Here is a 15,356-nt window from a genome sequence, read left to right as displayed (position 1 = left end):
TTACTACAGTTAGGCATCTTCACTGTAATCAATATCTTTCAGAAATACAGCTAAGCATCACAATTTATATTTTACGCATAAATAAGCCGATACCCACTGCTTAGCGTTAAAGTATAAGTGGAGGTGATTCAAATGGGAATCATAATCGAATTAATTAAACAAATCATCGCAATATTCACATCAGGTGGAAAACAACCCATCCAAAAATAATCAACTATCTATTCTCTCTCACAAATCAACAGGCTTAAACGACTCACGTTTAAGCCTGTTGATTTTTACTTTTCATTACATAAATAAATAAGTTATAATTAAATAAAAATACAAGGGGGTCGTTTTGATGACAAAGGTGGTACATCTAGACATTAACTATCGTACAGAGGAACTTTTCGAAGAATTTAGAAACTTCGGAAATAAAGACCTCTATATGGTCGATGAATTGCATGGGGAAATGATTGATGCAAGCTCAGACTCACCGTTTTATGGCATTTATGTCGGTGAAAAGATAGGTGCACGTATGGCACTTTATCGTAAAGGGGAAGTTGAAGAAACATACTTCCCAGATTATGATGACTATTTAGTCGTTTGGAAATTAGAAGTTTTAAAGAAATATCAGGGAAAAGGCTATGGGTCTAAATTACTTGAATTTGCCAAATCATTTAATGAACCCATTAAAGCGATTGCACGTTTTGAATCTAAATCATTCTTTATTGATAATGGTTTTATAGATTTGAACGCCAAAAATGATGATGGGCATGACATTTTAATATGGGATCCAAAGCATTCATAAACATTAATTATAATACCCCTTGCAAGGTGAAATTTTTTACCAAGCAAGGGGTATTTTTAAACATATTTTCATTTAACAAGTTATATTTTTTGATGGCTTAACCGCCGATTAAACCAGAGATGACATTGATACCTTTTGCTAAAATATCTGCAATACCAGTCCCCATAGATACCCAATCATGATTCATACCTGCTTGAATCGTATCTTTAATTACATTAATTAAATCTGACATAAACGCCACTCCTTTAGTTATAGATTTTCCAAAACAAAATAGCGATTGATTGAATCGTTCTTTGTTTTGTTATCCACACTATAACGTGACATTTTATTAAATTGTCTCTCAGTTCTAAAAACGCCAATTTTCATACTTAACTGTCCAACTCACATCTTTTTAAAGACGTTTGAGTTGCCTATACGTCTTACGCTTTTACAATCTCTTTACATCCCTGACATGTAATTTAATAAACAATGCGGTAATACAAATTTTTTTAACCTTAATGACATCCATCTCAGTGTTTATATTCGAATTGATTGTTGATGAGTTACAACTTCAGAAATGTACCCTACACAAAATATTATCCCCTAAAAACAGCTGGATGAAAAACAGTTACGCTTTATTATGAATGCCTAGGCGTTTAAAAAAAGTGATGTTTAAAACAGTTATGCAACTATAACGTCATTATAGGAAACGAAGCCCTATTTTGAAGTCATGCCATTTATACTTAAGATGTAATTAAATAAGAGGAGGTTATCATTATGATCTGGACTGATATCATTCTTGGCATTATCAAATTAATCAAAGGCTTAGTCGACACATTTACTAAAAAATAAGCACACTATAAAAACCAATGTATCGTAAAGGTACATTGGTTTTTTCATTTATATATTGTTTTTAATTGCTTTCCTTACTATCCCCACACTGCAATTTATCCCCGCCTTATTTACTTCTTAAAAATAAACAAATAAGCTAAATATTACTTGCTTATCATAATAATCATGTTATGATATTTTCAAAAAGAACCGAGGCGCATATTATGCATAGTAAAAAACAACCAATATTAATTTATTTGACATTGTTTTTATCTACGACGTTGATTGGAAGTTTACTATTATACCTCCCATGGTCCGGTCAAAAACCAATATCATTTTTAGATGCTATGTATGTTGCGACTAGCGCTTTTACAGTGACCGGATTGGCTACTGTAGATATAACAAAGCAATTCAACCTACTTGGCGATATCGTGATTATGACATTGATTCAAATAGGTGGTATGGGGATAGTAACAGTGTCCATGTTGGCATTAAAATTCACACAAAAATCGCTTTCAGTGCGAGAAAATATACTATTTCAACTTGAGTTAAATACTGAAGATGCACGAAACTATACATTTTTTCTGAAATCAATCTTATTATTTAATGTGATTTTTGAGGGAATCGGGACATTTATTTTATCTTTTGTATTTGTACCGCAGTATGGATGGGATCGAGGTATCTTTATTAGTCTATTCACCTCAATATCATCTTTAAATAACGCTGGTTTCGCACTCTTTTCAGATAATTTAATTTCATATGCTACGAACCCGATTGTAAACTTAACAGTTGCACTTTTAATTATTTTTGGTGGTCTAGGTTATATTGTTTTGTTAGATTTAGTCACTTTGAAACGCGGTAGGCGCTTACAATTCCACTCTAAAATTACAATCATGTTAACCTTCATTTTAATCACTGTCGGCGCATTTTGTTTTTGGATATTAGAAATGAATGGTGTTTTAAAATCAATGACCTTACCGCAACAAATCCAAGCATCGCTTTTCCAATCTATTACGACACGTACCGCTGGCTTCAATACTGTAGACATGTCGCACCTAGCACCTGGTACGATGTTATTAATGATTCTTTTAATGTTTATAGGAGCTGGGCCAATGAGTGCTGCTGGCGGTATTAAAGTGACGACATTTGCTTTAGTCATTGCTTTTGTTATTACAATTTTAAAAGGACATCAACATACGCAAATTTTTAATCGTACTATTGTTAGAAAACAAATGGAGAAAGCTTTAGCAATAGCCATTGCTGCGAGTAGTTTTGTCATACTCATTATTTTATTAATTTCCATTGCTCAACCTAATTTGAATTTTGAAGACTTAGCATTTGAAGTTGTATCCGCTTTTGGTACTGTAGGATTGTCTACAGGTATCTCCACAGAATACAATTCTGTTGCTAAAATACTCATTATTTTAACAATGATTGCAGGAAAAATTGGGGTATTAACGCTTTTAAGTGTTATCCAAACACCAACACGAGAAACATTTCATTATGCTAAAGGACATGTTTATTTATAAAGTTCTCAGAGGATGGCACATCAATCATTAAACCTATGATTGTCCCTAACGCCTCGCTTTTCTAGGCGCCTTACCTCAACTAATTTTGAGAGCAACAATCTAAGAGATTGTTGCTCTCAAAATGGATTTTCGGTTGCGGCTAAATGCCTCAGAAGTCTCGGCTAAGGGATCAATCACAATTTATCATAATGTCCATCACTAAGACGAAATCGATTTATTTAGATAAATTATAGCTAACAAAGTTCATGTATAAATGAATTTTGTTAGCTTATTTTTAATTAACAGGTCTGCTATGTCACATCCCCTTTTTTAACTTAAGCATATCGTTTATAGGTTAATATACGTGTTTCCCATTCATCATCACATCGTTCATCGATAACTTTGAAAAAAGGTTTTAAACAAATATCAACCTCAATATCACTGTTTGAAAATTGTGGATATTTTTTTAGTATATGACGACGAGATACGATTGAGATATAATATTTATATTAACATTTAGGAGGACACAAATGAGTTATCTAATTGTACTATTTATAATTTTGAGTGGAATTGGCCACCTTATTGTATTAAACAAAATTAACAAGACACGCCGAGAAATAAGTGGCCTCCCTATCGGAACAACATTTCCAAATTACAATAAACGTTCAAAATCTCAAAGACGTCATGTTGTGATTGCTGTCAGTACGACGTGTACGGTTTGCCAACGCCTATTCAAGACATTTTCAAAAATGTCAGATACAGCACACATCACACTTGTTTTTGTAGATGAACCTCCTGTTGTGGAAGCATTTGTCGCACAACATCCTCATTTAAAACGGATCAATATTGTGACACGATACAATCGTGACGATTTATATCTTAAAAGTACACCGCTTGCGTTTATATTAAACCAACAAGATATGATTATTGATAAAATATCATTAGTCAGTTTAAAAGAAATTGAAACATGATATGCTTAATAAAATAACTCAGCAAAAAGGATGAGAAACATGTTACTTCTATTATTACTTACATCTGTTTTAGGCACGCTTAATATCTTACTATTTATTGCCATTGCGCTAGATCAGCAAGGTGGATTTGAATTTTTTTGGAAAATAGATCATATTCCTCACATTGAGAAATATGTCATTCTCCTTTTTGCTGTAGGTGTCATCATGCTTTTGGTCTCTGTCTATCTCCTTCTATATATATTAAAAGCATAGCGATTACTGCTATAGTACTCATCATTTAATGTCCGCGGATCATCGTCCTCCATCTCACATTTATATAATGTTGTAATTTTTTTGTGAATGGTGTCAAAAGAAAATAAATTTTTTAAAGCTCATATTGATTTATCGTTATGGATTAGCTATAATTAATCTTGTGTTAAAAATGTCCTGGTAGCTCAGCTGGATAGAGCAATGGCCTTCTAAGCCATCGGTCGGGGGTTCGAATCCCTCCCAGGACGCTAATAAGAGAAATTTAAACACTTTTCAAAATTAAGAATCCCATAACGACGGGGTTCTTTTTATTTTTATTGTTATTTACATACCATATCACACTAACTTTTAGGGACCCTTTAGGGACCCAAGTTAATATTTAAGTCAAGGTAATATTATTGAACATCAAACATCTCAAACGAAAAGATTAACTCTAATTTAAATATACCTTAAACAAACTTTTAGAATGATAATATATGTTATCATATTGTAGTAATTTAATCTAAATTTAGTTTGAATATAAAAGAATTGATTTTAAGGAGGTTTTTATGTTTGTGAATGAGATTAAGCTTACTAAGCATTGGTTCACCGCTTTGATTACGTTATATGTACTAATTATTCTAAAAACAACATATTCGATTAATTTTGGATACTTTGATTATTTATTTTTACCAATCGCAGGTATTGCAACGTTATATTTTCAATATGGAAAAATGGGTGTAAAAAAATTATTAAAATTACCTAAAGCTAATATGCTTTTATGGACCCCATTAATAGCATTATCTTGTATACTTATAGGTGCTTCTACAGTTTTAATAGGAAAACTTTTAGGTATAGCTAATTTATCTGCTAATCAAGGAATTGAACAAATATCCAATAGTAATGACCTATTCTCAAAGGGTATGTTTTATGCTCTTGGATGGATTCACTTATTAGGAGAAGAATTAATTACTGCTGCAGTTTGTTTACCGATTCTAATTTTACTTTTAAAATACACATCTAAAAAACTCGCAATATTTACTTCAGTGTTAGTTAGTTCACTGGTGTTTGGTGCTATTCATTTACCAACTTATGATTGGAATGTTTATCAAAGTCTAATAGTTATTAGTGCTATAAGAGTCCCTTTTACATTTATGTGGTTTAAATCAAAGTCATTGTTAGGTGGAGCGATACCTCATATTGCTTTAGACTATATTTTGATATCAACAACCTTATTTTTATAGATAAAAAAAGCCGTAACTTTTTATTAGTTACGGCTAAGCACTTACTAATCTAGATACTGTTGCTAATTAGGGTAAAATAATCATATCATTTTAAAAAAAATTATGCAACCTTCTAAACAATTATATTAAAACACACCACATTAACCTACCCTCATTCGAGGACACAGAGCTATGTCACTCGTCAGCAACGTCATGTGAATTCTCAGTTAATGTGATGTAGGCACTTTAAGCGGTCTGTGCCAGTGACCGAGTCGTTTCATGGAACAACTATTTCATATAACCATTATAGCATAAATTAAGACTTATTTCTTTTTCGACTTTGGATATAGTATGCACTACCTAACAAACCGATAGGAATACCTAATAACGGGCTTATGATGGTACTCGCTATAATTGTCGCAATAGCTAAAATACATAAATTTTGAAAGTTAAATTCCAAACTTTTTAAATCTTCCCAAGATTGTTTTATTACATCTTTTACTGACATAGTAAAACCTCCTTTCCGCTTAAATAAATAATATCATTTTTAAATTAAAAATATATAGGTCTATAGACCTAACAATTGTTTGATTCACACAAATTATATTTCAGCACAAAAACAGGCAACCGTCGAAACAGTTGCCTTAGAACAAATCCTTCCATTCTATGCTAATAATATGAGTTCTTTTCATCCTAAGATACGAACTATTCTTACCTAGAACATACATAGTAGCTGGGTTATAAAAATCTCTGTTATAATCTTTTCTTAATCCAAGTATCATTGCTTCTCTATTTTTATCATCTATAAAAGCTACATCAATTTTTTGTGGATTTATTGAATTTTTGGGGACTATAACACATAATTTTATTTCTTTATCAATAAAGCATTTATGTAAAAAGTTGTAATTAGTTAGCCTATCTTTAATATTATGATACTCATAGTGTTGCTTTATAGTTTTATGTGTGATTTTACCTTCTGCAATTCTTCCAATAATTTTTTTAGCGCTCTCTTTTTTATGTATGTAATGTAAACCTAGTAGATGCGGCAAATTGTTTTTATGAAAGTTTATTTTAAAGACAGGGAGAATTTTATATTTCGTTTTTATTTCTACATAACCTTTGCAAAAACAATTAATGAAATCATTTAGAATTCTTTGTAGATCAACATCACTTTCCCCATTTATTTTTAAATATGTTAATTCCCCCACCTAGTACACTCCTTAAAAATATCCCTACAAACATTAAAGTAAGTAGGGATTATGTATATGAGTGAAGGCAAGGAAGAAGTCTCCTGCGGGACCAACAGTCAGATATATGGCCTCTGCCGGGCTATACAATTCACTCCTGATTGTATATAACTATATTATTAGTTACCTGATGAGCTAACTACAGACAGTAACAAGTTAGGAAGAAAGAACGGCATAGAGAGTTGACTTTCTTCATACTCAACTATAATACCTTTTAAATTTATATTCAATAGATGTGACTAATTTTTTGCTTTTTTGTTAAAAATAGTTAGTTTTGGTTAGTTTTAGTTAACTGAATTTATATAAATTAATAACCACCCAGTGACATGCGTAGGTGGTTATTTAATAGTGTAATTTAACTTTATCAAGCATTTTTCATACAATAAGAACCTCTTTTAAATCAAAATCACTTAAAAACATTCTTTAAAAACACCATCTAATTCAAAGAACTAATAAATAGCTTCTACTTTAGCGTTACCAAATTTTTTGAAGAAACCACTTTTTAAATTTCATCACTATCTCTCCTTGAATTATTAATTTATTTATACATAATTAATTATAATACAAAATGTAAAAAAGGAGAGGTGAAAATGAAAAAATTTACAATTAATATTTTTGCTCTATTCTTAGCTGTAGTTTTAATTTTTAATCTTTTGGACGGGAAAATCATACACAATCAACAAATTTCTATGTTAATTAACGCAGGTTTCATCGTAATAATTTTAATCTTTATATTTTTATATATATTCAAGCGAAAAAAGCGCTAAATAATTTATTCCAATTACTTTATTGACAACAAGCCTCTGAACCCTTAACAATCCCAAAACTTGTTTAAAGCAGTCACCTTATAAATTAGATTTATTCTTATTGATTTTAATAGCTTTAATAACCTGATAAATAGAATTCAATATGAACAAAACAACATATGGTATCAAGATAAACATATTTTCTAATTGATATACAAAAGGAACACCAATTATTAACGCAATATTTAACCATAGTGATAAATAATAAAATCCGTCTAACTCAGGATTAATCTTCATAAAAACTCTCCTTTTTTATCTAATATAATTATTTTGTTAACGACGAGGTGTTGTTCTTAAAATAGATTAGCTTGAGTTATCTAATTCAGTTTATATTTTAACAAAAAAAACAGGCCAACCATTACGGTTAGCCTGACAATACACTTATATTTACGTATAAAACAACCACGTAAATAAGATAACATAAAAAAAGAGCAGCCTCAAGGGCTACTCTCAGGTACTTGGATGTACGGATATAAGATTTTTAGCAAACCTTAAAGATAATTTATCACAAACAAAAAAGACGGTCAATTAAGACCGTCAATTTTCACATTGTCTGCAAAATGTGAGGTAAATAGTTATAACATAAGGGATATTTTCTTTATAAACCATAACATACTTCGGCTCATTTGTCACCCTAGTTTTTTTAATATTTTTTGTCTTTATTAATAAAAAAGACGGTCAATTAAGACCGTCACAACTTTTAAGCGTCGTATGCAATACGCGAAAAATATACTCAGTGTGAGAGGGAACACTACTTCCTCACGAATTTAATATAACATACTAATGTTTTATACGGCAACTCATAGCCACTTAACATTTCCCCAATAAGTTTCATTTTTAATTTTTTCTTCTTTGTCAGTGATCTTACATACTGCACAATAGAAATAGGCTTTAATTGCGCCTGGCGCTTGATATTTAAATCTTATCCACCAATAGCCATCTTTTTTTATCACTTGATCAAACTTAACCCAGTCATCTTTACTATATAGCCAAGACGCTTGGTCAACTACTTCACCATTCAACCCCGCTTGACGTCGGACTTTAATCGCTCTATCTGGATAGAATGTTCCACTTAACCCCCAAGATATACGATTAACTTGTGTTTTACCTGCTAACGTACCACCGATAGGTTTGCCGTGTATAGCCCCAGCGATGTCGCGACAGTATTTATCAATATTTCTCTTGATATAGTCCATGTCATTTTTATTTGTGATAAAACCTAGCTCTGCCAGTCTGTAATTGACGTTAAGCTCTGCTGATACATTGACATTCAATAAATCATTACGTGGCGTCACACCTCGAATTTGACCTAAATTAGACTTAATGACGGACTGTATGCCATTGTCTATTGTGTCTGCATTAAATTTATTTGAAATAATCACATGTCCACCACTTGCACTTGCCCCCGCTGCATCTAAATGAAACTCAACAACTACATCAGGATTCTGGTTGCGCTTAAGCCAGTATAAGCCATAATCTTTTTTATTACCTAGACGTTGACCATATGCGGTGTCTTGATACATATCTTGCGACATATTAGACCCACCATACAAATAAACATCATGTCCTGCTGTGCGCAGATACTTGGCGACATTTGGCACGATGTTCTTACGTATAAAATCACGTTCATTAGTCCCATTACCAACTGCACCAGGATCATTGTACCCATGACCAGGTACAAGTGCCACTTTAAGTTTAACTGGTTTAGGTGTCTTGCTAGGTAATAGACTAGTAATAGACTTCTTCTTAGCGTAGTTCAATCTAATAAACCACATTGGGTTGTCATATTGGTGCCACCGTCTTGTAGCACTTTCCCAACCTGGACGTCCATTCACATATCCTCCACCTTGCCAATTTTGCTCGATAACTTCAAAACTATTTAATGTTGCTTTAGTTACTACCGCAACATGCCCAGAACCAGCTCCGTACCTTCCATTGAAAATAGCTATGTCACCTGGTAGCGGTAAAAAGTTAGGGGTATTTTCGTACACTGTCGCTATATCACGAAGTAAACTAGCATTGTCAGTAGGAATATCCTTAGCATACATTCCACTTAATCTGAAACCAGTCATATAATTGAAGTAACTGTTAGCATAATCATAACACTGGTAGCCGTAGGCACCATCAAAATCATATTGCTTACCGACAGAATTGTTGAGCCATTTAATCGCTTCATTTTGTGTTCTCATATTATCACCTCAAACGTTTTCCTCAAATTCAATCGGTTCAACGATATCTTTTTGTGGTATCGCACCAGTAGCCTTAATATACTTTTGTTCTGCTTTGTACTTTTTCATTTTCTGATTAGCCCACTCTGCTTCTTTAGTGTTTGGGTTGTTTTTCCAAGCCATATATAATCCTATACCTGTCATCATCACTGAACTGATATCTTCTTCACTCACAACCGGCAATGGGTTAATCCCTTTAGTTGTAAGGTACTGATTCACCAAAGCTAAAATTAACACTATATATCTAGCAATTACTTTTATATTCATTTCATTTGCTCCTTTCTATATTCTGTGTTAAATTGAACATAGAAAAAGGACCCACATAAAGTGAGTCCCGTAGTGAGCCCGTTAAAAAGACGGTGGCCTTTCAGAATATTTTAACCATTCCTACTCGGTCAAAGTTGGGGAATGGTTATTTTTTATGGCTAATTTTTATTATTGCAATGACTAAACCGAGTAAAGTAACGATAAACATACCGAAACTGAACATTAAGTTTAGCGCATCTACAATAGATACCACAAAGGGCGTCTCCTTTCTAAAGATTTCGTTGATACGCTCATACGCACCACCTCACTTTATACTGAGATAGCCACCATCTATCCAACTTGCTCACGTTCTCTATTTTAACACAATTCCATAAAAATAAGCCGACGCATTAGCGCCGACTTTTAATCTTATTTACATTTGCCAAACCAGAAACATGCCCAGAAGCTGTATCCAAATAACATGGCAATCACCTCCTTAAATCCCAAAGAACGTACGTAAAAGCGCGATGATGATGGTACTGGCAATCGTGCCAATTACACCAAGCATCCACATTTTGAGATCTTTAATATTTTTGGCATTTTCTCTTTTGTTCTGTTCCTCTTTTAATCTGTCTTGTTTTAACTCTTCAAAAGTTCTATCGAGTTTATCATAGACTTTTTCTTGCGTTCTTAGACTATGTTCAATGTTATCCAGCTTTTTAAACATATCTTTATCATTTTCTTCTAAACGCATGATTCTCCATTCGTGCTCTCGTCGTTTGATAAAACCAAACATTACGTCACCTACTTTTTACTAAACCTCTAATGGATCAGATTCGTCTTCACTTTCTTTCACATAGGGTTCTCCTTTTTCATCAAATGAATTACGCGTGATATCTTGTTTCACATAATATGTTTTAGCTCCATTTTTAAAGATACCAGCTAACATATTCTGCATTGCGCACACCTGTTTGACTTGCTCTTCATCGGTAAACTTATATGCATTAGCAGGCGAAGCACCACGCACAAAACTGTTTGAATAGTTTTGCATTAAGCAGCTTTCTTCTCCTCTTTTGTCCACTTCTACTAAATAATACTCTGTTACTTTGTTTTCCATTTCTAATTCCTCCAATAAAATTATTTATAATAAAAACGCCTAACGATTATTCATCATCAGACGTTTCATTATCCTTACTTTGTAATTGTGTAATTAAAGCACGCAGTATTGCGTTTTCTTTTTGTAATTCTGCATTTGAAGTTGCTAGGTTATCAATAATCAGTTGTGGGTTAACTTGTTCGTTCATTAGTATATTCCTCCAATATTCTCATAATATTTTCGTATTTAAATTCTAGTTCATCACTACGTTTTATTTGCTCTTGTAGTGCTTTACCTATAGTTGAAATAAATTCATACAAGTCGATAGAATCATTATCTCTAGTAATAAATTTAGGCATTTCTCTTTCTATAATAATTCCGTGACTTTTTTGTTCATTACCGTTTTGTAAGTCGGATTTATAGTTATATTCATAAAACACAGTGTCTTTTATTAACTGCGTCGCATCTACTTCCCATTTTGTTATGTTGGTTTTATATTTTTCGGAAGAATTTGAGGCAGTCTTACCATAAAATGTGTCAGCACGAACACTTTTATACCTTGTGTTGCCTCCATTATATCCGTTGTTATCAGTAACCCTCATTTCTTGCGTGCCTACACCATAATAAGCGTTACCACCACTATGACTTGCCATAACTACACTATTAGTAGTGTTAACGGCTCCAACTTTAACTTGGTTATATGCCCGTGCATCATTCCACTGTCTAATTTCTAACATGCCTTGTGTGCGGATATGTTCTCGTATTTCAGCGTTTCTTACTGATATATCTCCCGTTCCAATATCTCCATCACGATTTGTAATATACACAATATTATCTGTACGCGATTTACTAAAACGTATACCTGAACCATGCTCTCCTCTTTCGTCGCTTATGTTTCCGTAGAGAATAGCACCGTCAGTGTCACTAACACTGTCATTATCTTTTACATAAAAGTAAAACTCATTTAAACCAGCACGTGTGTCTTTAAAAGGTCTAATGTATACCCCATATTGCCTTGATTCAATGTTATTAGTTAAGTTGGCTACAGTATATATCCGTGACTGATCTGATTCTAAAGCAACCGCTCCATATGTGGAATGCAAGCGTACCCCGCGTGAATTCTCGTTGTAACCTTGATAATGAAATTCTAATGTACCGGCAGTTTCACCACTAGCCGCATTCATCATTGTGGACAAGCCTTTTTCAGTCATATAAAGGTTATAACCTGTATCTTCGTTGGACACCATCAAATATCCTTTTCTGATACCAAGTGTTAAATTAGCAGAATCAGTTTTATTAGCCCATGTTCGAGTAAATCTACCTCGTGACAATACACTATTATTTTTAATTTCTAGGTAATTTACGGAATCGCCACCGCGTATGCCTATATTATTTACATTGATGTCTAATCCTTCACGAGACAAATTAATTTTATTGATAATATTTGTTTCATCAGCCTTTTTACTAACATCACCCACAAGCAGATTAAATTCTTTGTTCAGTTTAATATCCACTTTATCACCTTTAATTTTGACGCCTTGTGGTCCTACGTTAAATGACTGAATATTACTATTATCATCATAAGTAAACGTCATACCGTCTGTGGTGTTGTTGATAAATTCTGACACAACACGGTTCAACGTTTGACTGCTTGCGTTAAATACTTCACGTGATACCCGTTGCGATATTTGTTCGCCGTCTTGTAGTATTTCAGTTTTAGCAACAGACAACTTCTTATCAGTCCCACGTGTCACATCTGATGGTGCTTCAGTGTAATCAGTAGCTTTGTTTCCTTTTTCTAGTTTTAAATTACGTATTTCTACTAAGTTTGAATCACGTTGCGTGCCTAATCGTCCATCAGGTGTATATAAACCTGAATATGCCATAAATCTGTGGTCAATAATTTCAGGAGCAACAAATGTTTGAGTGACTTTAAATTTATTATTTAATATCCGTTCAGTTGATTTATAGCTAGTTGTGATACGATCTTTCGAAACCGATTGACTATATAAGATAATGCCATGTTGTGCTGCATACTGAACGTCATAATCAGATAATCCGACAATTTCTAATTCATAAGAATATGTGTATTCTTCGCCAGGTGTGAGTATCTTCTTAAGATAATCAGCAGAATATATAGTTGTCGCCCAATACTTGCCTCTAAACGATTCTGTGGACGTTATAGACGAATGTACGCTATTACCATGTGTTGCACTGTCATACGCTTCAAATAAGTTCACGCCACCGATTTTAATGCTATCTAAGCCACTTTGATATTCTGCTTTAGTGACTTTATCACTGATTTGACCGGCAAGTGTCTTACGTTCTGCGTCTGCCGATTCCATGCGTTCAATTAAACCTTGTTGATTTGTTTGGTAATCAACTGATTTAACGTAATCTCTAAGTTGTTCTTTAGTATCTTCTCTCACTGCAATAACCGCTTTCTCAACTACATTAGGTTCGCCTACAAGTTGATTCTGTTCGTTCACTTGTAATCCAAATTTATCTGCAATTCCTTGAAGTGCGTCTCTAAACTTTTCTTCAGTATACTGCGATTGTAACAATTTAAATCGTTCATCAATCGCTATCTTTGCACGTTCAACCACAGTGTATAATTCTTGCATAGTTGTTCTATAATTTAAAAACAGTGTTTGTGTATCGATTAACTTACCTATAGTGGCAGTCTCATCGGTCATGCTATCTATGTTATTCTTAATGTTGTTATAAATTGATACAGTAGCGTCAAGTTTAGAATTCAATTCATCTTTTAAATCAAAGTCCACTAAATACTCACTATTCATGACATAGTGCATTTCATTCAACAACTTGCTATGTTGAATGGATAGGTTAACGAATGTGTTATTCAACTCACTATATAATGCCTTTTCGCGAGTGATTGCACCAATATCTTCGGCTTTCTCTGCCGTCGCATTAATCCATCGCCCCTCCCAGTATCGTCGTAATACTGCTACATCAGGATTACTTGTGTCTAACCACAACATATCGTTCACGGGATTTTCAGGCGGTTCAGCACCTTTAATTATTTTACGTTCGAAATATTCAAGCTTACCTTCAACCACATCTGCAACGATAGTATTCACATTAGTTAAACCGTCATTTAACTTTTGACGTATCGCATCAAGTTTTTTAGCAAATTCTGCACGTAGATCAGATTCTTTATACTCAACATAATTCCCAAATGAATAAACACTTACATTTGTTAAAGGATTATATGTTTCAGATATAACTTCACCCTCTACATATAATGCAGGGGTGAAATCCCTATCTTTTACACGCACTATGTCACCTAAACGGATAATTTCATGCGGATACGCTTTTTTAATATCTAAAGATGTAACGTCATAACTTACTGCTGCACTTTTAACTTTGTTTAGTTGAGTAGTACCTAATGTGCGTAAGCGTTGTTCCGTCATATTTTCATCTTCAGTTTCAGGTTCATAAATATCCCAAATATAACGTGTGGGTAGACCAAACTGTTTTTGTGCCTCGTCATCTTTAACAATGACTTTGATACGTTCACCATTCTCTTTCTCGGGACCTAAACATATTAAAGCAGTACGGACTTCAGATACATCAACAGAACATTTCAAACCTAATAAATCTTTACCACGTACAATTTCTTTACCTTTAAACAAAGGTTTTGGTTCTTTCAAGCTTACGTATCGTGATTTAACTTTACGGCTATTCAAATCAATGTGGAAGTCCATAACCATCTTATATGTGGTAGTTAATTGTTTAAGTACATCAAACCTTGTTTGATAGCTAGTCCACGAGGTAGTACGTGTACCGTTATATTCTGTGTCGTCACTTACTTTCCACCCTGTATCTTTCAAAACATCACTAAGTGCTTGTGTAGTAGTGTACTTTTCAAATTTATGCGGTCCATATGGTACACCCGTGGCAATATCTTCTAAATAGGATGCATTGCATTCAATCAATGAATATTTGCTTATGCTATCCTGTTCTATACGATTAATAATAAATTCACGAGGTTCGTTTCTACTATCTAAAAAGATTACTCTGTTGCGTTCTTTAAATTTAACCGCCCTACTTGATAGCATTGTAATATCTAGTAATTCTGTATAGTCTTTAATACTACGCTCATGTTTTATATTAATAACCGCTTTATCATTTTTACTAATGAAGTCTATAATATTACCTTCAAAATCCAATACATGCAGCATA

15 protein-coding genes, 1 tRNA gene and 1 pseudogene are annotated in these 15,356 nt (G+C 33.2%); 7 read left to right on the top strand and 10 right to left on the bottom strand.

Annotated features, from left to right (window positions below):
- Positions 1-337 precede the first annotated feature (337 nt).
- Entirely contained in the window at positions 338-787 is a 450-nt protein-coding gene (locus GJE18_RS04075) for an N-acetyltransferase (RefSeq protein ID WP_107368873.1), read from the top strand.
- 97 nt (positions 788-884) lie between these two features.
- Here GJE18_RS04075 and GJE18_RS04070 read toward each other — a convergent pair whose 3' ends face one another.
- On the bottom strand, positions 885-1,019 hold the full coding sequence (locus GJE18_RS04070; protein WP_037564837.1) for a beta-class phenol-soluble modulin: 135 nt from the start codon (positions 1,017-1,019) through the stop codon (positions 885-887).
- 524 nt (positions 1,020-1,543) lie between these two features.
- Here GJE18_RS04070 and GJE18_RS12330 point away from each other — a divergent pair.
- The 6 genes from GJE18_RS12330 (at position 1,544) to GJE18_RS04040 (ending at position 5,548) form a co-directional block, all read left to right on the top strand.
- Positions 1,544-1,618, top strand: coding sequence for an alpha-1/alpha-2 family phenol-soluble modulin (locus GJE18_RS12330; RefSeq protein WP_103346173.1), 75 nt, complete (start codon positions 1,544-1,546; stop codon positions 1,616-1,618).
- Positions 1,619-1,821: 203 nt separating this feature from the next.
- Positions 1,822-3,126, top strand: coding sequence for a TrkH family potassium uptake protein (locus GJE18_RS04060; protein ID WP_060550846.1), 1,305 nt, complete (start codon positions 1,822-1,824; stop codon positions 3,124-3,126).
- 509 nt (positions 3,127-3,635) lie between these two features.
- Positions 3,636-4,076, top strand: coding sequence for a hypothetical protein (locus tag GJE18_RS04055; protein ID WP_107368872.1), 441 nt, complete (start codon positions 3,636-3,638; stop codon positions 4,074-4,076).
- Positions 4,077-4,115: 39 nt separating this feature from the next.
- The gene (locus GJE18_RS04050; RefSeq protein WP_103346120.1) at positions 4,116-4,328 is read left to right on the top strand and encodes a hypothetical protein; all 213 of its coding nucleotides are present in this window, start codon (positions 4,116-4,118) and stop codon (positions 4,326-4,328) included.
- A gap of 171 nt (positions 4,329-4,499) precedes the next feature.
- A tRNA-Arg gene (locus GJE18_RS04045) sits at positions 4,500-4,573 on the top strand.
- A gap of 306 nt (positions 4,574-4,879) precedes the next feature.
- A complete protein-coding gene (locus GJE18_RS04040; RefSeq protein ID WP_420853500.1) occupies positions 4,880-5,548 on the top strand; it encodes a CPBP family glutamic-type intramembrane protease in 669 nt (222 codons plus the stop codon).
- A gap of 295 nt (positions 5,549-5,843) precedes the next feature.
- Here GJE18_RS04040 and GJE18_RS04035 read toward each other — a convergent pair whose 3' ends face one another.
- The 9 genes and pseudogenes from GJE18_RS04035 to GJE18_RS12325 form a co-directional block, all read right to left on the bottom strand.
- On the bottom strand, positions 5,844-6,035 hold the full coding sequence (locus GJE18_RS04035; protein WP_107368870.1) for a VraH family peptide resistance protein: 192 nt from the start codon (positions 6,033-6,035) through the stop codon (positions 5,844-5,846).
- Positions 6,036-6,171: 136 nt separating this feature from the next.
- Positions 6,172-6,735: a PBECR4 domain-containing protein gene (locus tag GJE18_RS04030; RefSeq protein ID WP_105971417.1), complete on the bottom strand. Its 564-nt coding sequence runs from the start codon at positions 6,733-6,735 to the stop codon at positions 6,172-6,174.
- A gap of 1,645 nt (positions 6,736-8,380) precedes the next feature.
- Entirely contained in the window at positions 8,381-9,769 is a 1,389-nt protein-coding gene (locus GJE18_RS04025; RefSeq protein WP_107368714.1) for an N-acetylmuramoyl-L-alanine amidase, read from the bottom strand.
- A 9-nt stretch (positions 9,770-9,778) separates the two neighbouring features.
- A complete protein-coding gene (locus tag GJE18_RS04020; protein ID WP_107368715.1) occupies positions 9,779-10,075 on the bottom strand; it encodes a phage holin in 297 nt (98 codons plus the stop codon).
- A gap of 145 nt (positions 10,076-10,220) precedes the next feature.
- A complete protein-coding gene (locus tag GJE18_RS04015; RefSeq protein WP_107368716.1) occupies positions 10,221-10,328 on the bottom strand; it encodes a putative holin-like toxin in 108 nt (35 codons plus the stop codon).
- Between the two features lie 222 nt (positions 10,329-10,550).
- Positions 10,551-10,850 (bottom strand): DUF2951 family protein, encoded by a 300-nt coding sequence (locus GJE18_RS04010; RefSeq protein ID WP_107368717.1) that lies wholly within the window; start codon positions 10,848-10,850, stop codon positions 10,551-10,553.
- Positions 10,851-10,868: 18 nt separating this feature from the next.
- Positions 10,869-11,171: a hypothetical protein gene (locus GJE18_RS04005; protein ID WP_107368718.1), complete on the bottom strand. Its 303-nt coding sequence runs from the start codon at positions 11,169-11,171 to the stop codon at positions 10,869-10,871.
- A 46-nt stretch (positions 11,172-11,217) separates the two neighbouring features.
- A complete protein-coding gene (locus tag GJE18_RS04000; RefSeq protein ID WP_165886085.1) occupies positions 11,218-11,358 on the bottom strand; it encodes a hypothetical protein in 141 nt (46 codons plus the stop codon).
- 2,041 nt (positions 11,359-13,399) lie between these two features.
- Positions 13,400-15,355: pseudogene (locus tag GJE18_RS12325) on the bottom strand (phage tail spike protein); the annotation flags it as partial.
- Position 15,356: the final 1 nt, after the last annotated feature.

It is taken from the genome of Staphylococcus agnetis, assembly GCF_011466855.1.
GTDB classification, from domain to species: domain Bacteria; phylum Bacillota; class Bacilli; order Staphylococcales; family Staphylococcaceae; genus Staphylococcus; species Staphylococcus agnetis.
The sequence above is the reverse complement of the archived record's forward strand: the minus strand, read 5'-3'. Positions and strand labels throughout refer to the sequence as shown.